25 protein-coding genes, 1 tRNA gene and 1 pseudogene are annotated in these 19,991 nt (G+C 60.5%); 16 read left to right on the forward strand and 11 right to left on the reverse strand.

What is annotated here, in order from left to right; all coding sequences use genetic code 11:
• Positions 1-268: 268 nt before the first annotated feature.
• The 5 genes and pseudogenes from I6L36_RS21890 to I6L36_RS04510 all read right to left on the reverse strand — a co-directional run.
• Positions 269-409, reverse strand: a pseudogene (locus I6L36_RS21890) (helix-turn-helix domain-containing protein); the annotation flags it as partial.
• Positions 406-651, reverse strand: coding sequence for a hypothetical protein (locus I6L36_RS04495; protein ID WP_216987027.1), 246 nt, complete (start codon positions 649-651; stop codon positions 406-408). The gene I6L36_RS04495 and the pseudogene I6L36_RS21890, both read right to left, overlap by 4 nt.
• A 197-nt stretch (positions 652-848) precedes the next feature.
• A complete protein-coding gene (locus I6L36_RS04500; protein ID WP_216987028.1) occupies positions 849-1,067 on the reverse strand; it encodes a hypothetical protein in 219 nt (72 codons plus the stop codon).
• Positions 1,068-1,070: 3 nt separating this feature from the next.
• Positions 1,071-1,460, reverse strand: coding sequence for a hypothetical protein (locus I6L36_RS04505; protein WP_045525498.1), 390 nt, complete (start codon positions 1,458-1,460; stop codon positions 1,071-1,073).
• A 41-nt stretch (positions 1,461-1,501) separates the two neighbouring features.
• Positions 1,502-1,708, reverse strand: a complete 207-nt coding sequence (locus I6L36_RS04510) for a Cro/CI family transcriptional regulator (protein WP_216987029.1) — start codon at positions 1,706-1,708, stop codon at positions 1,502-1,504.
• Positions 1,709-1,873: 165 nt separating this feature from the next.
• Between I6L36_RS04510 and I6L36_RS04515 the strand changes: the two genes are divergently transcribed.
• The 12 genes from I6L36_RS04515 (at position 1,874) to I6L36_RS04570 (ending at position 11,155) form a co-directional block, all read left to right on the forward strand.
• Positions 1,874-2,458, forward strand: a complete 585-nt coding sequence (locus I6L36_RS04515) for a helix-turn-helix transcriptional regulator (RefSeq protein ID WP_234922292.1) — start codon at positions 1,874-1,876, stop codon at positions 2,456-2,458.
• A 209-nt stretch (positions 2,459-2,667) separates the two neighbouring features.
• Entirely contained in the window at positions 2,668-2,847 is a 180-nt protein-coding gene (locus I6L36_RS04520) for a hypothetical protein (RefSeq protein ID WP_201891205.1), read from the forward strand.
• A 296-nt stretch (positions 2,848-3,143) separates the two neighbouring features.
• Positions 3,144-3,389 (forward strand): hypothetical protein, encoded by a 246-nt coding sequence (locus I6L36_RS04525; RefSeq protein WP_216987030.1) that lies wholly within the window; start codon positions 3,144-3,146, stop codon positions 3,387-3,389.
• A gap of 309 nt (positions 3,390-3,698) precedes the next feature.
• Complete coding sequence (locus I6L36_RS04530) at positions 3,699-3,890, forward strand: hypothetical protein (RefSeq protein WP_216987031.1); 192 nt, start codon at positions 3,699-3,701, stop codon at positions 3,888-3,890.
• A 2-nt stretch (positions 3,891-3,892) separates the two neighbouring features.
• Entirely contained in the window at positions 3,893-4,258 is a 366-nt protein-coding gene (locus I6L36_RS04535; RefSeq protein ID WP_216987032.1) for a hypothetical protein, read from the forward strand.
• Positions 4,255-5,100, forward strand: coding sequence for a PD-(D/E)XK nuclease-like domain-containing protein (locus I6L36_RS04540; protein ID WP_216987033.1), 846 nt, complete (start codon positions 4,255-4,257; stop codon positions 5,098-5,100). The genes I6L36_RS04535 and I6L36_RS04540 overlap by 4 nt, the downstream gene beginning before the upstream one ends.
• The gene (gene bet, locus I6L36_RS04545) at positions 5,097-6,074 is read left to right on the forward strand and encodes a phage recombination protein Bet (RefSeq protein ID WP_216987034.1); all 978 of its coding nucleotides are present in this window, start codon (positions 5,097-5,099) and stop codon (positions 6,072-6,074) included. The genes I6L36_RS04540 and bet overlap by 4 nt, the downstream gene beginning before the upstream one ends.
• A 48-nt stretch (positions 6,075-6,122) precedes the next feature.
• Complete coding sequence (locus I6L36_RS04550) at positions 6,123-7,211, forward strand: hypothetical protein (protein WP_216987035.1); 1,089 nt, start codon at positions 6,123-6,125, stop codon at positions 7,209-7,211.
• 30 nt (positions 7,212-7,241) lie between these two features.
• The gene (locus I6L36_RS04555) at positions 7,242-7,820 is read left to right on the forward strand and encodes a phage N-6-adenine-methyltransferase (protein ID WP_216987036.1); all 579 of its coding nucleotides are present in this window, start codon (positions 7,242-7,244) and stop codon (positions 7,818-7,820) included.
• Between the two features lie 99 nt (positions 7,821-7,919).
• Positions 7,920-8,324 carry a hypothetical protein gene (locus I6L36_RS04560; RefSeq protein ID WP_216987037.1) on the forward strand — a complete coding sequence of 135 codons (405 nt, stop codon included), beginning with the start codon at positions 7,920-7,922 and terminating at the stop codon, positions 8,322-8,324.
• A 169-nt stretch (positions 8,325-8,493) separates the two neighbouring features.
• A complete protein-coding gene (locus tag I6L36_RS04565) occupies positions 8,494-9,747 on the forward strand; it encodes a site-specific integrase (RefSeq protein WP_216987038.1) in 1,254 nt (417 codons plus the stop codon).
• Positions 9,748-9,811: 64 nt separating this feature from the next.
• Complete coding sequence (locus I6L36_RS04570; RefSeq protein WP_039038976.1) at positions 9,812-11,155, forward strand: dihydroorotase; 1,344 nt, start codon at positions 9,812-9,814, stop codon at positions 11,153-11,155.
• Here the strand turns inward: I6L36_RS04570 and I6L36_RS04575 are convergent.
• Complete coding sequence (locus I6L36_RS04575; RefSeq protein ID WP_162540563.1) at positions 11,145-11,459, reverse strand: hypothetical protein; 315 nt, start codon at positions 11,457-11,459, stop codon at positions 11,145-11,147. The two genes, I6L36_RS04570 and I6L36_RS04575, sit on opposite strands and share 11 nt — an antisense overlap.
• A gap of 33 nt (positions 11,460-11,492) precedes the next feature.
• On the opposite strand from I6L36_RS04575, the gene I6L36_RS04580 reads away from it, so the two are divergent.
• The 3 genes from I6L36_RS04580 (at position 11,493) to I6L36_RS04590 (ending at position 13,631) form a co-directional block, all read left to right on the forward strand.
• Positions 11,493-11,569: transfer RNA gene (locus tag I6L36_RS04580), tRNA-Pro, on the forward strand.
• A gap of 120 nt (positions 11,570-11,689) precedes the next feature.
• The gene (locus I6L36_RS04585; protein WP_041212844.1) at positions 11,690-12,166 is read left to right on the forward strand and encodes a hypothetical protein; all 477 of its coding nucleotides are present in this window, start codon (positions 11,690-11,692) and stop codon (positions 12,164-12,166) included.
• Positions 12,167-12,371: 205 nt separating this feature from the next.
• Complete coding sequence (locus I6L36_RS04590) at positions 12,372-13,631, forward strand: dicarboxylate/amino acid:cation symporter (protein WP_109112358.1); 1,260 nt, start codon at positions 12,372-12,374, stop codon at positions 13,629-13,631.
• A 71-nt stretch (positions 13,632-13,702) separates the two neighbouring features.
• Here the strand turns inward: I6L36_RS04590 and I6L36_RS04595 are convergent, their stop codons facing one another.
• Positions 13,703-14,149, reverse strand: coding sequence for an isoprenylcysteine carboxylmethyltransferase family protein (locus tag I6L36_RS04595; RefSeq protein ID WP_109112357.1), 447 nt, complete (start codon positions 14,147-14,149; stop codon positions 13,703-13,705).
• A 179-nt stretch (positions 14,150-14,328) separates the two neighbouring features.
• On the opposite strand from I6L36_RS04595, the gene alr reads away from it, so the two are divergent.
• A complete protein-coding gene (alr, locus tag I6L36_RS04600; RefSeq protein ID WP_039038980.1) occupies positions 14,329-15,555 on the forward strand; it encodes an alanine racemase in 1,227 nt (408 codons plus the stop codon).
• Between the two features lie 54 nt (positions 15,556-15,609).
• Here alr and I6L36_RS04605 read toward each other — a convergent pair whose 3' ends face one another.
• The 4 genes from I6L36_RS04605 to oppC all read right to left on the reverse strand — a co-directional run bounded on the left by I6L36_RS04605 (position 15,610) and on the right by oppC (position 19,987).
• Positions 15,610-16,554, reverse strand: coding sequence for a TerC family protein (locus I6L36_RS04605; RefSeq protein WP_029314355.1), 945 nt, complete (start codon positions 16,552-16,554; stop codon positions 15,610-15,612).
• A 436-nt stretch (positions 16,555-16,990) separates the two neighbouring features.
• Entirely contained in the window at positions 16,991-17,986 is a 996-nt protein-coding gene (gene oppF, locus I6L36_RS04610) for a murein tripeptide/oligopeptide ABC transporter ATP binding protein OppF (protein ID WP_010674333.1), read from the reverse strand.
• Complete coding sequence (locus tag I6L36_RS04615) at positions 17,987-18,967, reverse strand: ABC transporter ATP-binding protein (protein WP_039038983.1); 981 nt, start codon at positions 18,965-18,967, stop codon at positions 17,987-17,989.
• Between the two features lie 108 nt (positions 18,968-19,075).
• The gene (oppC, locus tag I6L36_RS04620; RefSeq protein WP_010674331.1) at positions 19,076-19,987 is read right to left on the reverse strand and encodes an oligopeptide ABC transporter permease OppC; all 912 of its coding nucleotides are present in this window, start codon (positions 19,985-19,987) and stop codon (positions 19,076-19,078) included.
• Positions 19,988-19,991: the final 4 nt, after the last annotated feature.

Raw genomic sequence — 19,991 nt, forward strand, 5'->3', positions numbered from 1 at the left:
GGGGGGATACAGGGGGGATCTTTGGTTCAATGACTGGATCTAAAGAGTGACTGATTCTATGTGCAGCTCCTGCACTAGGGGTTTGTGCATCTCCTGCACATACCATGTGAATCTCCTGCACATTTGGATACGCAGCTCCTGCACTATCAAGTGTCAGGATATACACGTTGGATCGCTTACCTGCAGGCCCAATGCGAGAGCTCTTTTGCAGCAACCCTGTCTCACAAAGCGCATCAATATGGGTAATGACTGAACGCCTGGATATCTCACACTGATCGGCAATATGCTGATGAGAAGGCCAGCATTCGCCAGTATCGCTGGCGTTGTCCGCCAGCTTGATCAGCACCAACTTCCGAAGTGGATTACCCACCTTGATACTCATGGCCTTGGCCATCAGTAGCATGCTCATGCCGCCACCTTCCCTTTCTTCTTATCTTCTCTCGCCTGCTGGCGCTGTTTCTTCTGGACCAGCTTGGCCATGCGCTTGGCGACCCTCAGACACTCCAAAAACACGGCCCCCTTCCGGAAACCTGAACTCTTCTCGTAGTGGCTGACAGCCTCCTTACAGACCAGGTGGGTAGCTTCGGCAGAGAAACCGTCAGCGAGCAGAAGTTTGCGAACATGGCGCTCGATGAACTCCTTAGGATGCATGGCGTACCTCCTGCTCGGTGTAGGCACAGGCCGGGCACTCAAATGCGTGGTCATCGGTACTGGATCGGAGTTCACTGCCGCATCGCGGGCAGTGGTCGAGATCATGAGGCAATGGGTGGCCCCCATGGGCCATGGTTGAATTGGTCATTGGCTGGGTCCTGGTTTGTAAAGCCCGGTGGTGAGGCGGGCCAAGGAAATTAGGCGCTAGGCTGGTTCTCGGCGCGTTCAAGGGTGCGAGCCTCAAGCTCGCGGGCCAGGCGCAGGGCCTGCCGGTTGGTACCGGCGGCATGGGCAGTCGAAATCAGCGGCTCATCGAGGGCCAGGGCCAGCTCATGCATGACCGACTTCAGGATGATGTTGTCCCGATCGCTGACATGCTGGGAAGCCGGGCGCGGCGGGCGAAGTTGCGTGGTCATGGGTTACCTCCCGAGGACGAAGTTGATGAGTTTTTGCAGGGGGCGAAGGGGGCGCTCCTCGTTGTAGGTGGCCTCGTCTTCCGGGCTGAACTGGAGCAGGCCGCGCTCGGGAAGGCCGGAGCCGTCCAGGATCTCCTCGACGGTCACGGGCGGATATCCCTGTTCAAGCAGGCTCCGATTAGCCCGTTTCACGGCCCTCGCCAGGATTTGTGGCTCATGTTGAGATATGGCCTTGAGCAGGATCAGCAACGAGGTGCGGGCAAATGCGGTTTCGGTCATGCGCAGTTCTGCGCCGACTTCCTGCCACACCTGGCGCTGGCCCGGGGTGCCACGCACCTTCAGCGGTGACAGCGTGTCGAGTTTTTCATGATCGGGGAGCGATATTCTTCCCATGGAGTTGGTCCTCTGTGTTGGGTGGAAAAACAGGCCGGTGGTTAGGCGGCCTGCTGGGATTCCTGTTGAACAGGACGGTAATCTTCCAAGCCGAAATCCAGCTTTCCGCCTGACTTGAAGTGGATGCGGGTTGCAAACTGCTCTGGGATGACTTCAGGCCATTCGGACACAGTGCTTTTGCCTGCACCAAGCGCCCGGGCAAGAGCGTTATTGCCGCCAAAGAAATTGATGGCGTCCTGTTTTTTCATTGGTCAGGGTCCTTTGTTGCTCCCTTGAGTGGAGGCGCCATTTTGGTTCGTTTTTGCGAACAAGTCAACCATCGACATTCCGGACATGTAATAGGTGAAAATACATCTGTGTTTTAATTAGCGAACGGGAACGACATGACCTCTTTTAGAGATCGACTGGAATACATGATGAAGGAGCGTGGCTACAAGCAGGCTGACCTGGTTCGCAAATCAGGGATCAGCAAGGCCGTGATCTCCGTCCTGCTGTCGGACCCGTTAAAAGACTTGCGAGTGAGTAGCCTTCTCTCTATTGCCAAAGCCCTTGGCTGTGACCCGCTTTGGCTCTACACCGGCAAAGAAAGTGGTACCTACGTGACCGACACCAACCTCGGGAAAGTACCTGTATGGGAGATGTCAGAACTGGGGAAGCATCCGTCTGATGCGCTCTCTACCCTGGATAGCGGGCGCCATATATTTAGCGAGTTGGACGGGCAACTCATTGGGGTGGTTGCCAACGATGACAATCTCGCTGGCTCCGGCATTAAGACTGGTGATATCTGCGTAATTGACTTGGCAGACAGAACCCCCAGTCATGAAGACATACTTTTGGTCCAGTTGGGTGACAACAAGCAGCGCAGGCTTCTCAAAGCCCTTGATGGCCTATCAGGCATTAGCCTCGTAACAGATGATCAGCGTCTCGGCACTGTGCCAATCAAAGATGCAATTGTTTATGGTCGGATGGTTGAACTACGTCGTGACGTAAAGGAGTAGCCTGCCCCTCCCCCCATCAAGCCCGCTTCACGCGGGCTTTTTTGTGCCTGTCATTTAGGGGCGACGGCACCGCTCTCAAAAAAAGTTCGCTTTAACGAACATTTTTCATTGACGCTTACGTTCTCGAAGATTAACCTTCACCTTGTTCGGTAAAACAATCGAATCGCTCGTAGCTTGAGCACAAACAGAACCAAACAGAGGACCAACTCATGAAAATCAATGACCCTGTGCAGTACACCAACCCCCGTACCCGCGTCTCCGTACCGGCCGTGATCACCGACATCACCGACCTCGGCAAACGCCGCGGGGGTGGCCTGTTCTACACCGTCAAGACCGAGGCGGGTAAGGAACACCGGGCCCGGGCAGCCAGCTTGCAAGCGGCTGCGTAACGAGTCGCTCCCGCCAAGAACGGGAGCACTCAACCGCATGAGCATTGGCTCAGTGTTCAACCGGTTGAGAAGCATCATCGACAACCAGCAACAGGACCCAGCCCCAACCAGGGCAGTAGTGAAGCGCCTGACCAGCGCGGAAGAACGACAAAGCCCCGCACAGGGCGGGGCTTTGAAGGACTGGGGTACCACCCCAATCGGATGTTGCCAGGGGACCAACCCTAGCAACAGGACCCAGCATGACGAATCACGTGGGAATTAGCGAGGACCAACTCGCCAACAGGAGTGAATGTACCATGACCAAGCGCATTTTTTCCAGGGCCGCGAAACGTGCAGACCAGATCGTTGCCGCCATCGCCGACCGCCTGAACGGCAACGCCGCCCGCCGCCGAACCATCAAGCAACGCTTGGCGGTTGCCATGATGGCCACCGAGCGGCACCAGATTGTTGCCGCCCGTGCAGCCCAGAAGCGCACCGCCGGCATCACCAAGCACAGCTCCCTCCTCCACTGGCGCATACAGTTTCACCGCAAAGCCATCTGACCAGGGTCTGGCGCTTCCCTGATAGCGCCGTAGCCAAAGCCTCTTTCTCAAGCACCGCAAGGATGCTTTGGCTTCGCTCACGCCAAATTCGGTTGAGCTCGCTCTTTAACAACCTGGAACCGGCTCACAACCACGAATCCCGATGCCGGTAGGGATGCGCCGATACCCCGTTCAAACCGGAAAGCGGCGCGTGAATGTGAACGGATCCCGGCTTGCGAGCCGGTATCCCAAGGCGGCTCCGGTGGAGCTGGCAACACCATTGCGTCGAAGCTGTGGCCGCCTTCGGATAACCACCACAGGACCCAGACCATGAAACCACTGACCGAGGCCCAGTTGATGGGCTTTCGCGGCGCGATGGTGCCACCCACCCGCCGCAAGTACCACGTAGACGCCGCCCCGTCCGCCGAACAAGCGCGGATGGCCCGCAACAAAGCCTCTACCCGCCGCGCCATCGAGGAGTATCACGAACGGCGCACCCTGCGACTGGAAATGGAGCTCTAGCCATGACCAATGAAACCACCCTGCTCGCCCTGCTGGAGAGCCAGGAGGCCGAGGCCAACGCCAAGGCCGAGTGGGTCGCCGAGTGGATCGCGGCCAACCGTCCCCTGCTACTGGCCGGGGAACTCGATACCGACCTGTCCACCCTGCTGGCCGAGGTGAACCACGACCAGGGCCTGCAGCTCAACCAGGCGATGTTCCTGCTGATGACCGAGGGCGATCCTGCCCCGCTGATGCAGCTCACCAAGCAGCTGATGGACGCCGCCCTGGCCGCCCTGGCCAAGGAAGCATGGGGTTATCACCTCGCCGCCCTGCACGACGCCATGAGCGAGGAGCAATGGGAGCAGTACCAACACAGGAGCGCAGCATGAATGCCATCGCCGACACCTCCACCGCGCACCTGCTTGGCCGGGTGTTCGGCCTCTCCAACGAGGAGTACCACGCTGGCCCCGGGGTCAGCAAAAGCCAGCTCGACCAGATCGCCGAAAGCCCGGCTACCTATATCTGGGCCAAGAATGCCCCGGTAGATGAGGAGAAGCTCAAGGCCTTCGACATGGGCAGCGCCATCCACTGCCTGCTGCTGGAGCCCGACGAGTTCAAAGACCGCTTCATCATCGCCCCACCGTTCAACCGCCGCACCAACGCCGGCAAGGCTGAAGAGGCCGAGTTCCTGGCAGGCTGCGCCGAGCTGGGCAAGACGGTGATGGATGCCGAGGAGGGACGCAAGCTCTACCTGATGCGCGACAGCGTGATGGCCCACCCGGACGCCCGCTGGCTGCTGGAGCAGGAAGGGCACAGCGAGGCCTCCTTCTACTGGATTGACCCCCAGACCCAGGAGCTGTGCCGGATCCGACCAGACCGCCACCTGAGCAATCACCCCATCATGATCGACGTGAAGTCGGTGGACGATATGGGGCGCTTCGAGCGCCATGTCGAGGACTTCCGCTACCACGTGCAGGATGCCATGTACTCCGAAGGCTTCCACCGGGTGATGGGCGAGGAGCCGGAATTCGTCTTTCTGGCTGTCAGCACCAGCGTGAACTGTGGCCGCTACCCGGTGCGGGTGCGCCCCCTGACGGATGACTGGAAGGATGCGGGCAAGGACCTGTTCCGCCGCGACCTCCATCGCTTCCACGACTGCCGGGTCAACAACGACTGGCACGACTTCAAACCCCTCCAGCGCCCAGCCTGGGCGACAAGGAAAGCAGCATGAGCAACATCACCAGCCTCAAACAGCAGGCGGCCGATAACTTCGCCGCCCAGTTCCCCATTCTTGTCCAGCGAGGCATCGACGAGCCGACCTGGAACGCCCTGTGCAACACCATCTACCCGGGTGCCAACCCCGATTCGGTGGTCATGGCCATCGACTACTGCAAGGCTCGCGGCCTGGACATTCTGCTCAAGCCGGTCCACCTCGTCCCCATGCAGGTGACTGATGCCCGCTCCAAGGAGAAAGTCTGGCGGGATGTACCTATGCCCGGGATCGGCATGTACCGGATCCAGGCCGATCGCTCCGGCAACTACGCGGGGGCCGATGAACCCGTGTTCGGGCCGGATGTGACCGAGGAATTCCAAGACCCCTACAACCAGAGCGCCAAGATCAAGGTCACCTACCCGCAGTGGTGCAAGTACACCGTCTATAAGATGGTCAACGGCCAGCGGGTTGCCTTCCACGCCCTGGAGCGCTGGAAGGAGAACTACGCCACCCAGAGCGGCAAGACCGAGTGCCCCAACGCCATGTGGCGCAAGCGGCCCTATGCCCAGCTCGCCAAGTGCACCGAGGCGCAGGCGCTGCGCAAGGCCTGGCCGGAGATCGGTAGCGAGCCCACCGCCGAGGAGATGGAGGGCAAGGAGATCATCATCAACGAGATTCCAGGTAGCCAACCGCAGCATGGCGCACCGGCAAAGAGCCGCACCCTGGATGCCATCCGCGGCCAGAGCACCGAATCGGTCACCCTGGAGCATGAGCAGATGGCCGAACCCGCCCAGGCGGACCACGCCAACGCCTACGCCGACCACTGCGCCGCCATCGAGGGGGCATGTGATACCACCGAATGGCAGCAGGCCTACACCACCGCCTGGACCTGGGCCAACGAAACCGGCGACCAGAACATCATCGCAGGTATCAAGCAGATCGCCGGCGAGCGCAAGAAGCAGCTCAGTACCGGGCACAGCGCCCAGCAATAACCAACAAGGCCCGCTCACTGCGGGCCTTTTCAATCCTAAGGACCCGCCATGACCGAACAAGCCAAAACAGAGACAACCCAGGCCCAACTGGTTGTCATCGAACCCACCTCCGCCGTCGCCCTGTTCACTGAGGGCCAGGGGATTGCTGAACTGCTGGCCGACATTCGCCAGAAGGCAACCAGCCTGGTGCCCGACATCACCACCGCCAAGGGCCGCAAGGAGGTCGCCAGCATCGCCCATGCCGTCGCCCGCACCAAGACCTACCTGGACGGGCTCGGCAAAGAGCAAACGGACAAGTTCAAGGAGATCCCCAAGCGCATCGACGCCAATCGCAAGCAGATCCGCGACACCCTGGACGCCCTGAAAGACGAGGTGCGCGCCCCGCTCACCCAGTACGAAGCGGCAGAGGAAGCCCGAGTGGCAGCACTGCAATCCCGACTGGCCCGCCTCAATGAACTGGGATCCTCTGCCAGCATCGAGATCGCCGCCGCCGACTTGCAGGTCATGCTGCAGGAGGTCGAGCAGAACGCCCTGGACGACTCCTGGCAAGAGCTGCTGCCCCAGGCGACCGTCGCCAAGGAGCTCGCAACCAAGCGCCTCGGCGAGGCCATGGCAGCCCGCCAGAAGTACGAAGCCGAGCAGGCAGAGCTGGAGCAACTGCGCCAGAAGCAGGCCGAACAGGATCGCATCGACCGCGAGCGCCTGATAGCCGAGCAGGCGGCGGAGCAAGCCCGCCGGGAGGAAGAGAATCGCCAGCGCCTGGAGCGTGAAGCCGCCCAGCACCGCGAGCAAGAGGCCCAACGCCAAGCCCAGGTGGCACAGCAGGCTGCAGAGCAGGCCCGGCGTGATTCCGAAGCCGCCGAGCTGGCCCGCCAGAAGGCCGAAGCAAACGCTGCACGCCAGGCGGAAGAGGCCGCCGCTCGCGCTGCTGAGCAAGAGCGTCAGCGCATCGCTGACGAGCAGCGCCAGAAAGCCGCAGAGGATTCTGCGCGCGCCGCCGATATGGAGCACCGCCGCACCATCAACAACGCCATCCTGATGGACCTGATGGGCCTGGGAATTGAGGAAGAAAAAGCCATCAACCTTATCAAGCACATCGCTGGCAACAAGATCGACCACCTGACAATCAACTACTGATGACACGGTTCCAAAAGGAGAGGTTCCAATATGGCAGACTACCGTGGCTCCACTACCCCCACCGGCACCCGGGACATGACCCAGACACCGCTCTGGCTGTTCCGGGCGCTGGATCTGGAATTCAACTTCGCCCTTGATGCCGCCGCACTGCCGGAAACGGCGCTCTGCGAGAAGTACCTGACACCGGATATCGACGCCCTGAGCGTGGACTGGGGCGACTTTATCAGCCCGTCAGTGCGCTCACCTTGGGCATGGCTCAACCCGCCCTACTCCGATATCGGGCCGTGGGTGGAAAAAGCCATCGAGCAGCAGGGGCGCGGCATCGGCACCGTCATGCTGGTCCCCCAGGACACCAGCACAGAATGGTATCCCGGTATGCGTGCCAGCGAGGTGCGGCACATCACTGGTTACCACGATGAGAACGGCAAGTGGCGCAACGGCCGGGTGAGCTTCATCAACAAGGCAACCGGCGAAGAGATGAAGGGAAACCCCAAGGGCTCCATGCTCCTCATCTTCGCCCCCAACTGGCGCGGCGAATGCCGGATCCGCGATGTCAGCAAGCTGACGCTGCTGCTGTCTGGTGTGGAGCCGATCAGCACTGCCGCCTGATCCCATCTCTCTCACACCCTGGATTCCGGGGATAACGAAATCACGGCCCTTCCTTCAATCAAATTGGCGCCCCATCCTCTGAAACAGGAGGGCCACGCCATGCAACAACTTCAACTGACCATCGACCAGGACAGCCAGCTTCTCAATGAGCTGGTCAGCACCGTGCGCTCCCCCACCCTTTCCCGATCGGCCAAGCTCGCCGAGATCGGCCGCATCCTGGCGCACTTCGACCTGCCCATCGAAGCTCCCCGGGTTGCCGGCCAGCTCTGGAGCGCCACCGACCTGGGCAAGGAGCTGGGAGTCAGTGCCCAGGCCATTGGACGGCTGGCCAACCAGCACCAACTCAAACGCCCGGCGTTCGGGGAGTACCGTCTTGACCAGGCGGTCAGCAGCAGGAAGCAGGTTGAATGCTTCCTCTACAACCGAGCAGGCCGGGATGAAATAACCAGACTAATGAGGACCAACAAATGCAGCAATTCGTCTACCCATGTGCCAGGTGGGTGAGGCCGAAGTTATTCGCCGAACTGACAGGCATGACAGAAAAAGCCGCCGAGGGACGGCGCTTAAAAGGAGAGTGGCCGGAAGGGCGGGTATGGTGCCGAGCCCCGGATAACCAGATTCGTTACAACGTTGCGGAGTATGACAAGTGGGTCGAGTCAAACATGATGATCTAGTGGCTGGAGTCACTGGATTGGAGGTTCATGGCAAAAAGCTGCGCATTACCTTCACCTATAAACGGGCGCGCTGCCGGGAGGTCCTCGACCTCCCCATCACCAAGGCGAACGTGAAGTTTGCCACCAACAAGCTCGCAACCATCAAGCATGAGATTGCGATCGGTACCTTCAGCTACGCACATCATTTCCCTGACAGCTCAGCACTGGCTCGATTTGGAGGAAGCCGGCGAAACGTCACCATCTGGGAGGCCTATCAGGATTTCTGGCGGCTTCACAAACCTATGCTGAAGCCTACCTCTCGTCATGGCTACCCGTTCGCCATTGAGGCGTGCATCAATGTCCTGGGTAAGGACCGACAGGTCTCAACGCTGATGCCCAAGGACATAGAGCTGATCCGCAATGAGCTGCACATCTCACTCAAACCCAGTTCCATCGTCACCTACCTTGGGCGATTCAGGCAGTTGCTTCGCTGGTGTGAGAAGAACAACTTACTTGCGGATGCAGCAAGACTCACAGGAGGTGTGAGGCCCGTCACCACCAGAAAGACCTCACCGGCAGACCCTTTCGAATTTGATGAATACACCCGGCTGCTGGAAGCATGCTCCCACGAGCAGCAACGAAACATGATCACCCTTGCCATCTATACTGGCCTTAGAACAGGCGAGTTGAGGGCTCTTGCTTGGGAGGACATCGACCTCGAAAAAGGGGTCATGGTCATCAGCAGGAACATCAGTAACGAATCGGACTATTTCAAACTGCCCAAGACCAACGAGCCCCGGGAGGTTGATCTGCAACCGCCCGTGATCGCAGCTCTCAGGTCACAGATGGCATTGTCGTTCATGCGTGCTGTGGTGTCGGTAGATGTAGACATGAACGGTCGCATCGAGCGCCAGAGCATCAGGCCGGTATTCACGCCTAAGGTGACGGGCCCCCATGTTCCACACGCCAAGGAGTTCTTCACCGCCGCCGGGGTGTCTCATGCCTGGAGCAACATCATGAGGAGAGCCGGAGTAAGATACCGGCGCTTCTATCAACTTAGGCATACGTTTGCTAGTTGGAACCTGACGTCGCATGGAAATCTCGCGTATATTGCAGCGCAAATGGGTCACGCTGACCTTGAAATGTTACAATCCGTCTACGGAAAGTGGATCGCCTCGGCGAGCAAATCTGAGGCGGTCAGGATCTGGGAGCAGATGCAATCAAAAGGCCTTTTTGCCCCAATGACGCCCCAAGAAAAAAAGATCCAACAGTAAGCGATTGATTTATTAGATAAATAGTCAACCCCCACAATTCCCGGCAAAGGAACTGGAACCCCCCATGAACAAATTGCTTATCAAGAATGCCACCCTGGTCAACGAAGGCCGCATCTATGCCTCCGACGTCCTGATCGAGGGTGAGCGGATCGCCCGCGTCGCCCCGGACATCAGTGCCCCCGATGCCGTGGTGATCGATGCAACGGGCCGTCATCTCATCCCCGGGATGATCGATGATCAGGTCCACTTCCGGGAGCCCGGCCTGACCCACAAGGGAACCATCGCCAGTGAATCCCGGGCCGCCGTGGCCGGTGGCACCACCAGCTTCATGGAAATGCCCAACGTCAATCCCCAGACCACCACCATCGACGCCCTCGAAGCCAAATACCAGATCGCCGCCAACTCCGCCGCCGCCAACTACAGCTTCTACCTGGGTGCCACCAACGACAACCTGGAAGAGATCAAGAAGCTCGATCCCAAGCAGTCCTGCGGCATCAAGATCTTCATGGGGGCCTCCACCGGCAACATGCTGGTGGACAACCAGGAGACCCTGGCAGCCATCTTCCGCGAGAGCCCGGTGATGATCGTCACCCACTGCGAGGACACCCCGTCCATCAAGGTGCTGGAAGACGAAGCTCGCGCCAAGTGGGGCGAAGACGTGCCCATGCGCGAGCACGGCCGCATCCGCAGCGCGGACGCCTGCTACAAATCCTCCAGCATGGCGGTCTCCCTGGCCAAGCAGTACGGCGCCAAGCTGCACGTGCTGCACCTGACCACGGCGAAAGAGCTCTCGCTCTTTACCGCCACCCCGGATCTGAAGGATCTCAAGGACAAGAACATCACCGCCGAAGTGTGCGTCCACCACCTCTTCTTCAACGAGGCGGACTACGACACCCTGGGCAGCCAGATCAAGTGCAACCCGGCGGTGAAGAGCGCTGCCGACCAGCACGCCCTGCTGGATGCGGTACGCAACGACGTGCTCGACATCATCGCCACCGACCACGCTCCCCACACCTGGGAAGAGAAGCAGAACAGCTACTTCAAGGCGCCGTCCGGCGTGCCCCTGGTGCAGCACTCCCTGCAGGCGCTGCTGGAGCTCTACCACAACGGGGTCTTCAGCCTGGAAACCATCGTCAAGAAGACCTCCCACGCGGTGGCCGAGCGCTTCCAGGTGCAGGATCGCGGCTACATCCGGGAAGGCTACTTCGCCGACCTGGTGCTGCTGGATCTCGGCAAGCCCTACGTGGTCACCGACAGCAACCTGCTCTACCTGTGCGGCTGGTCCCCGTTCAACGGCTACCGCTTCCAGAGCACCATCGAGATGACCCTGGTGAACGGACAAATAGCCTGGCAGAACGGCCAAGTCACCGACAAGGTATTGGGCAAGCGACTCACCTTCAACCGCTGATCTGGATGATGACCGCTTCCAGCGCGCCCTGCTTGAGATGACCCTGGTGAACGGCCAGATTGCCTGGCAGAACGGTCAGGTCACCGACAAGGTATTGGGCATGCGCTTGATCTTCAACCGCTGATCTCGGCTTGAGAACATCACGCCAAACGGCCACCTCCGGGTGGCCGTTTTTCCTGCAAGACAGCGGTGAGGTGCCGACAAAATGCACCACTGGTCGCACTTTGATCCGAAGTTGCTCGCAAAGCAGGCAAACGATCTCGAACCTGAATTTCCCCTGTTGACAGGGGCGGGGCATCTCCATAAACTCCCTCCCCGTCAGCCGAGCTGACTCCGTCGGTGTGTAGCGCAGCCAGGTAGCGCATCTGCATGGGGTGTAGAGGGTCGGAGGTTCGAATCCTCTCACACCGACCAAATTCCCCGAGAAAGGCCTTGTCAGACGACAAGGCCTTTTCTTTTATGGTCTTCCACCGCGATTGTCTCTCCGATCCCTTTGTGCTGTAGTAAACCCCCCTTTGCCAAGCGGCCCGCATCATGTTGCCTTCCCTTCGTACTTTCTGCACCCTTGCCCTCAGCGCCCTGCTGGTCGGCCAGCTCGCGGGCTGTGCCACCGCCTATGACAGTGAAAAATCGTTCTGGAATGGCCAGACCGGTTTTTCACAGACCCAGCTTGGCCCGGCCCGCTGGCAACTGGAGTTTGTGGGCAACGATCTGGTGGACAGGGAAACGGCGCGCAAATACGTGCTCAAGCGGGCCGGTGAGGTGGCACTGGCAAAGGGATACCCCTGGATTCGGGTCGAGACGCTGACCCTGTCGCGGGATGCCGTCAGGGTCACCCCGACCCGCCCCCAATTCGGGTTCGACGAGTACGAGCCAGACACCTTCATGGACGACATGCAGGTGGAACATCGCACCTCGGCCCTGCTCGTCTTCACCCTGGAGGCCAGCCCCCGGGACGCACAGAGCATGGAAGCCGTTTATCTCGCAAAAATTAAAATAAACAGCGATTAATACAAATAAATCACAAGATGCATATCAAATGCAGCTAACAACGGCGCAAAACTCCGAAACAAGTCACTGGATTTCCCCTTCGCGATTAGGCATGCTCCAGCACACCGGCTGTCTGGATTCCACCGCCCGGATCACAAAAAAAAGGACTGAGGCGGCCCCTCGCCGCCTGCACAGGCATTGCACCTATCGAAACCGGAACTCCCCCATGAAAATGAACAAGTTGACCGTTGCCATCCTCATTGCGATGTTGCTTGGCATCGTGACCGGGCAGGGTTATCGCCTGCTCGCGCCCGCACAGGCCGCAGGCTTTGCCGATGACATCACCCTGCTGACCGACATCTTCCTGCGCCTCATCAAGATGATCATCGCCCCCCTGGTGTTCACCACGCTCGTGGTCGGTATCGCCAAGATGGGCGACACCCGCACCGTGGGCCGCATCGGCGTCAAGACCCTGGGCTGGTTCATGCTCGCCTCCCTGCTGTCCCTGACCCTGGGGCTGGTCATGGTCCACCTGATGCAACCCGGGGTGGGGCTCTCCCTCTCCCTGCCCGATGACGGCGCCAGCTCCGGCGTGGTTGCCACCGCCATCTCCCTCAAGGATTTCGTGACCCACGCCATCCCGAAAAGCGTGGTCGAGGCGATGGCCACCAACGAGATCCTGCAGATCGTGGTCTTCTCCCTCTTCTTCGGGCTGGCCGCCGCCGCCCTGGGGGACGACGCCAAGCCCGTGGTCAAGCTGATGGCAAGCGGCGCCGAGATCATGCTCAAGGTGACCGGCTACGTGATGAACTTCGCCCCGTTCGCGGTGTTTGGCGCCATCGCCGCCATGGTCGCCAAGGAGGGGCTCGGCATCCTCGCCACCTATGGCACCTTCATGGCCCAGTTCTATCTGGCGCTCGGCTGCCTCTGGCTGCTGCTCATCGCCATGGGCAGCCTCTTCATCCGTCGCCGCATGCTGACTCTGCTCGCCCTCATCCGCGAGCCCATCCTGCTGGCCTTCTCCACCGCCAGCTCCGAGGCCGCCTATCCCAAAACCCTGGACAGGCTGGAGAAATTTGGCTGTGACAAGCGCATCGCCAGCTTCGTGCTCCCCATGGGCTACTCCTTCAACCTGGACGGCTCCATGATGTACTGCACCTTCGCGGTGATGTTCATCGCCCAGGCCTATGGCATCGAGCTCTCCACGGCCCAGCAGATCACGATGCTGCTGCTGCTGATGGTTACTTCCAAGGGAATGGCCGGGGTGCCCCGCGCCTCCCTGGTGGTGATTGCCGCCACCCTCAACCAGTTCCACATCCCGGAAGCGGGCATCCTGCTGCTGCTCGGCATCGACCACTTCCTCGACATGGGGCGCTCCGCCACCAACGTGCTGGGCAACGCCATCGCCGCGAGCGTGGTGGCCAAGAGCGAAGACAGCCTGGGGGAGACCGCCCCCCTCGGCGAGGTAGACACCGCCAAGGCGTGATCCCCTGACCCCCATGACAACGGCCCGCCTCTGCGGGCCGTTGTCATATGCCTGATGGGACACACCGCGCCTCAACACCAGCGCCTGACCTGACGGCAGTAGTCGTCATAGGCATCGCCGAATTGCCGCCGCAGCGCCTGCTCCTCCGCCAGGATCTGGAAGCGGGTAAGCCAGACCCAGAGCAGCAGCGGCCCGAGCCACACTGCCATGCCTCCCAGATAGCACGCCAGCGCCAGGGTCCAGCAGAGCAGCCCCAGATACATGGGATTGCGGCTGATGCGATAGACGCCCCGGGTCACCAGCACCCGGCTGCTCTCCAGCCGCTGGGGGTGCACGGTGGTGCGCTGCTGCCAGAAATGCAGAAGCGCACCGCCTCCCAGCAGGGCTCCCGCCAGCCACAGCGTGGCGACCAGCAACAGCCACAGTGGCGCCGCCCTCCCCTCGCCCCGCCCCAGCCACATGGCGAGCACGATGACGACGAACAGCAGCAACGGTGGAATCCGCAACGTCAGCTTCATATTTTCTTCCTGCAACACGTGCCACGATTGACGCCGTTGAGATACACTCCCAGAGCCGGCATCTGGATAAAAAGTGAAATATATCATTAGCATAGCAACATGCTATGACCAGCCCTGCCGCAGCTCGCCTCAGCGATGAGCCCAGCCTCAACTCAAGACAATAAGAAAGGACTTGCCCCATGCACAAGAAAACACTGCTCGCGACCCTGATCTTTGGCCTGCTGGCCGGCCAGGCAGTCGCCGCCCCCTATCTGCCGCTCGCCGACGACCACCGCAACGGTCAGGAACAGACCGCCGCTAACGCCTGGCTGGAAGTGGATCTCGGTGCCTTCGAGCACAACATCCAGACCCTGAAAAATCGCCTCGGTGACAAGGGCCCGCAGATCTGCGCCATCATGAAGGCGGACGCCTACGGTCACGGCATCGACCTGCTGGTCCCTTCCGTGGTCAAAGCAGGCATCCCCTGCATCGGCATCGCCAGCAACGAAGAAGCACGTGTTGCCCGCGAGAAGGGCTTCGAAGGTCGCCTGATGCGGGTGCGTGCCGCCACCCCGGATGAAGTGGAGCAGGCCCTGCCCTACAAGCTGGAAGAGCTCATCGGCAGCCTGGAGAGCGCCAAGGGGATCGCCGACATCGCCCAGCGTCATCACACCAACATCCCGGTGCACATCGGCCTGAACTCCGCCGGCATGAGCCGCAACGGCATCGATCTGCGCCAGGACGATGCCAAGGCCGATGCCCTGGCCATGCTCAAGCTCAAGGGGATCACCCCGGTCGGCATCATGACCCACTTCCCGGTGGAGGAGAAAGAGGACGTCAAGCTGGGGCTGGCCCAGTTCAAGCTGGACTACCAGTGGCTCATCGACGCCGGCAAGCTGGATCGCAGCAAGCTCACCATCCACGCCGCCAACTCCTTCGCTACCCTGGAAGTGCCGGAAGCCTACTTTGACATGGTGCGCCCGGGCGGCATCATCTATGGCGACACCATTCCCTCCTACACCGAGTACAAGAAGGTGATGGCGTTCAAGACCCAGGTCGCCTCCGTCAACCACTACCCGGCGGGCAACACCGTCGGCTATGACCGCACCTTCACCCTCAAGCGCGACTCCCTGCTGGCCAACCTGCCGATGGGCTACTCCGACGGCTACCGCCGCGCCATGAGCAACAAGGCCTATGTGCTGATCCATGGCCAGAAGGCTCCCGTCGTGGGCAAGACCTCCATGAACACCACCATGGTGGACGTCACCGACATCAAGGGGATCAAACCCGGTGACGAGGTGGTCCTGTTCGGACGCCAGGGTGATGCTGAAGTGAAACAATCCGATCTGGAGGAGTACAACGGTGCCCTCTTGGCGGACATGTACACCGTCTGGGGCTACACCAACCCCAAGAAGATCAAGCGCTAAGCAAATTGCTGACATGAAAAAGGGCTCCCGAGGGAGCCCTTTTTATTGCACCGTTCACGCCGCCTTTTTGCGGGTCATCAGCAGACTCAGCCCCATGGAGGCCAGCAGGATCAGCGCCACCACGCCAAGGGCGATGCCGGTCGGTATCTTGAAGATATCGAGCAGCAACATCTTGACCCCGATGAACATCAGGATCAGCGCCAGGCCGTATTTGAGCAGGGCGAAGCGATCGGCCACCCCGGCCAGCAGGAAGTACATGGCGCGCAGCCCCATGATGGCGAAGATGTTGGAGGTGAGCACGATGAAGGGATCCGTGGTCACCGCGAAGATGGCCGGGATACTGTCCACCGCGAAGATGAGGTCGCTCACCTCCACCAGCACCAGGATGAGCAGCAGCGGGGTCGCGTAGCGCACACCGTCACGCCAGACGAAGAACTTCTCCCCCTCCAGCGTCTCGGTCACCTTGAAGCGACGACGCATCCAGCCGAGCAGGGCATTGTTCTCGAGATCCGGCTCCTTGTCGGCCGCCCACAGCATCTTGGCACCGGTCAGCAGCAGGAAGGCCCCGAACAGGTAGAGGATCCAGTGGAACTGCTCGATGAGCCAGCTGCCCGCGAACACCATGCCGGCGCGCATCACGATGGCCCCCAGCACCCCGTAGAGCAGGACCCGGCGCTGCAGCTCCGCCGGGATGGCGAAGTAGCCGAACAGCATCAGCCAGACGAAGACGTTGTCCACCGCCAGTGCCTTTTCGATGAGGTAGCCGGTGAGAAACTCCAGCCCCTTCTGGTTCGCGATTTCGCGCCCGGCACTGTGATCCAGCCAGAGCCAGATGGCCAGGTTGAACAGGAGCGCCACGCTGACCCAGATGAGAGACCAGATGCCCGCCTCTTTCAGGGACACCTTGTGCGCCTTGCCGCCACCGACAAAGCGGATATCAATCCACAACAGGACCAGCACTATGCTGAAGAAACCGGTCCACATCCACCATTCACCCATTTTCACTTCTCCCAAAACGACAAAACCCACGGCCGGGAGGCAGTGGGTTCGCGTTTGGAGCAGATACACCTTGCCTCTCGGCAAGGTCTCACTTACAGCCGATTGACATCGACTGCCCGGCTGCCGGGTGCACTGCAGGATATGGGTGCACCGTAATGACGACAAACCGGCGAGAAGTTACTCCCCTTGTGCGGCGGATAGTAACAGTCCGGGAAGATGGCGCCAAGAGGCATCTTATCCCCCATGCAATAAAAAGAGCGCCAGCACGCGCCCTTCTCGATACGGTTCTCCTTAGAACCTGTTTACGAGCTGTCGCGAGAGGTCGTCAACAAGGTAAAGAGCAGCGCAGGAACCGGAATGTATATGAATACATGAGGATTCCGAGCAGCGCATGAGGCCTTGATCACGGCCTCGCAGCAAGATCGTTAACAGGTTCTCAGAGCGGGTCCACCTTGAGGCAGGAGACCGCGTGGTCGAAGTTGCCCTCGAGCTGGGGCCGGGTCTTGGCGCACTCCGGGCCTGCCACCGGGCAGCGGGTACGGAACACGCAACCGGAGGGCGGATTCATGGGGGATGGCAAATCCCCTTCCAGGATCTGGATGACCTTGCTGCGCTCCAGATCCGGATCCGGGATGGGGACCGCCGACATCAGCGCCTTGGTATAGGGGTGCAGGGGATTGGCGAAGATCTCCTTGCCGGTCCCGAGCTCCACCGCGTTGCCTAGGTACATCACCAGCACCCGATCCGAGATGTGCTTCACCACGGAGAGGTCGTGGGCGATGAAGATGAGGGAGAGCCCCATCTCCTTTTGCAGGGATTTCAGCAGGTTCACCACCTGAGCCTGGATGGAGACATCCAGCGCCGAGACCGGCTCGTCACAGATGATCATCTTGGGCTCGAGAATGAGCGCCCGGGCGATGCCGATGCGCTGGCACTGGCCGCCGGAGAACTCATGGGGGTAACGGTTCACCAGGTTCGGCAACAGACCCACCTTGGTCATCATGGCGCGCACCTTCTCCTTCACCTCTTCCCTTGGCAGGGTCGGGTAGAAGGTGATGAGGGGCTCGGCGATGATGTCCCCTATGGTCATGCGGGGGTTCAGGGAGGCCAGCGGGTCCTGGAAGATCATCTGGATCTCCTTGCGCTTCTCCCGCAGGGCGTTCTGCTCGAGTTTGGTCAAGTCCTGCCCAAGCCACACCACCTTGCCGTCGGTGGCCGGTACCAGGCCGATGAGGGCACGGGCGAAGGTGGATTTGCCGCAACCGGACTCCCCCACTACGCCCAGGGTCTCTCCTTCGTAGAGGCGCAGGGTCACCCCGTCCACCGCCTTCAGGGCGGAGGGCTTGGCCCAGGGCCAGGCCTTGTCACTCTTGATATGGAAGTGAACCTTGAGGTCGGACACTTCCAGCAGCAGTTTCTTGTCAGTACCCATTTAGTTCACTCCCTTGATCATGGCATCCGATACCCAGTGGCACGCCCGCTCCCGGCCGTCGTTGAACGGCGTCAGGATCGGCGATTGCTGGCCACAAATCTCGCTCACCCGGTGGCAACGCTCCTGGAAGGGACAGCCGGTGGGCAAACGCAGCAGGTTGGGCGGATTGCCCGGAATGGTGGGCAGCTCTTCCCCTTCGGTATCGAGGCGGGGAATGGCGCGCAGCAAGCCTTCGGTATAGGGGTGGCTCGGGCGATAGAAGATATCGTTGACCCGGCCGTACTCCATGGTCCGGCCTGCGTACATCACCAGCACCTTGTCGCAGATGCCGGCCACGACACCAAGATCGTGGGTGATCATGATGATGGCGGTGTTGAACTCGCGCTTGAGCTCGTTCATCAGGGTCATGATCTGGGCCTGTACCGTCACGTCCAGCGCCGTGGTCGGCTCGTCGGCGATGAGCAGCTGCGGCCGGCACAGGAGCGCCATGGCGATCATCACCCGCTGGCGCATGCCGCCGGAGAACTCGTGGGGATACATGTTCATCCGCTTGCGCGACTCGGGGATCTTCACCGCGTCAAGCATGCGCACCGACTCCTCGAAGGCGGCAGCCTTGGTCATCCCCTTGTGCAGCATCAGCACTTCCATCAGCTGATCCTTGACCTTCATGTAGGGGTTGAGCGACGTCATGGGGTCCTGGAAGATCATGGCGATCTTCTCGGAGCGGATCTTGTTGAGCTTGTGCTCCGGCAGATTCAGGATCTCGTCCCCCTGAAATTTGGCCGAGCCGGTGATGACACCGTTCTTGGCCAGCAGCCCCATGATGGCAAAGGCAGTCTGGGACTTGCCTGAGCCTGACTCCCCGACGATCCCCAAAGTTTCGCCAGCAGAAAGAGAAAAGTTGAGGTCGTTGACGGCCACCACATTGCCGTCCGGGGTCTTGAACTCGACCCGCAGATCTTTCACATCCAGTAATTTCATCTCAGTACTCCTTATCGCGCTGTCGTGATGGGGGCCTGCCCGTGGTGAACGCGGTGCGTTCCCTGAACGGGTCTGATGGCCCCTTGGCGTCTTGCCGGTCCCTGGGTATCAGCGATCCTTGGGATCCAGGGCATCACGCAGACCATCCCCGAGGAAGTTGAAGCAGAACAGGGTCACCACCATGAAACCGGCGGGGAACAGGAGTTGCCAGATGGCCACTTCCATCGACTTGGAGCCTTCATCCAGCAGGGCGCCCCAGCTGGTCATGGGCTCTTGCACGCCCAGACCCAGGAAGCTCAGGAAGGATTCGAACATGATCATCCCCGGCACCAGCAGGGTGGCGTAAACCGCCACTATCCCGAGCACGTTGGGCACGATATGACGGGTGATGATCTTCCACTTGGAGACGCCGCAGACGTGGGCCGCCTCGATGAACTCCTTGCTCTTGAGACTCAGGGTCTGGCCGCGCACGATACGCGCCATGTCGAGCCAGCTCACCGCCCCGATGGCGAGGAAAATGAGGGCCAGGTTGCGACCGAAGAAGGTCACCAGCATGATCACGAAAAACATGAAGGGGAAGGCGTTGAGGATCTCAAGCACCCGCATCATCAGGCTATCGACGCGACCACCGATAAAGCCGGACGCGGCGCCGTAGAGGGTGCCGATGATGACGGCCACCAGGGCCCCCATGATGCCGACCATCAGGGAGATGCGTCCGCCGAGCAGGGTACGCACGAACAGGTCGCGCCCCAGGCTGTCGGTGCCAAACCAGTGGCCGGTCTCCATGTCCGGGGCACTCTGCATGGCCCCCCAGTCCGGGTCATCGAACGTGTACTGGGACAGGTGGGGCCCCACGATCACCGCCAGACCGATGATGGTAAGGATGATGAGGCTGGTCAGGGCCGCCTTGTTGCGCAGGAAACGGCGACGGGCATCCTTCCACAGGGAGCGTCCTTCCACCACTTCCACTTTCTGGGCGAACGCCTCGACGGCTTCGCGCTTTTCAGTTGTGACTACCATGATG

This window comes from Aeromonas sp. FDAARGOS 1406, assembly GCF_019048565.1.
In the GTDB taxonomy this organism is placed as follows: domain Bacteria; phylum Pseudomonadota; class Gammaproteobacteria; order Enterobacterales; family Aeromonadaceae; genus Aeromonas; species Aeromonas caviae.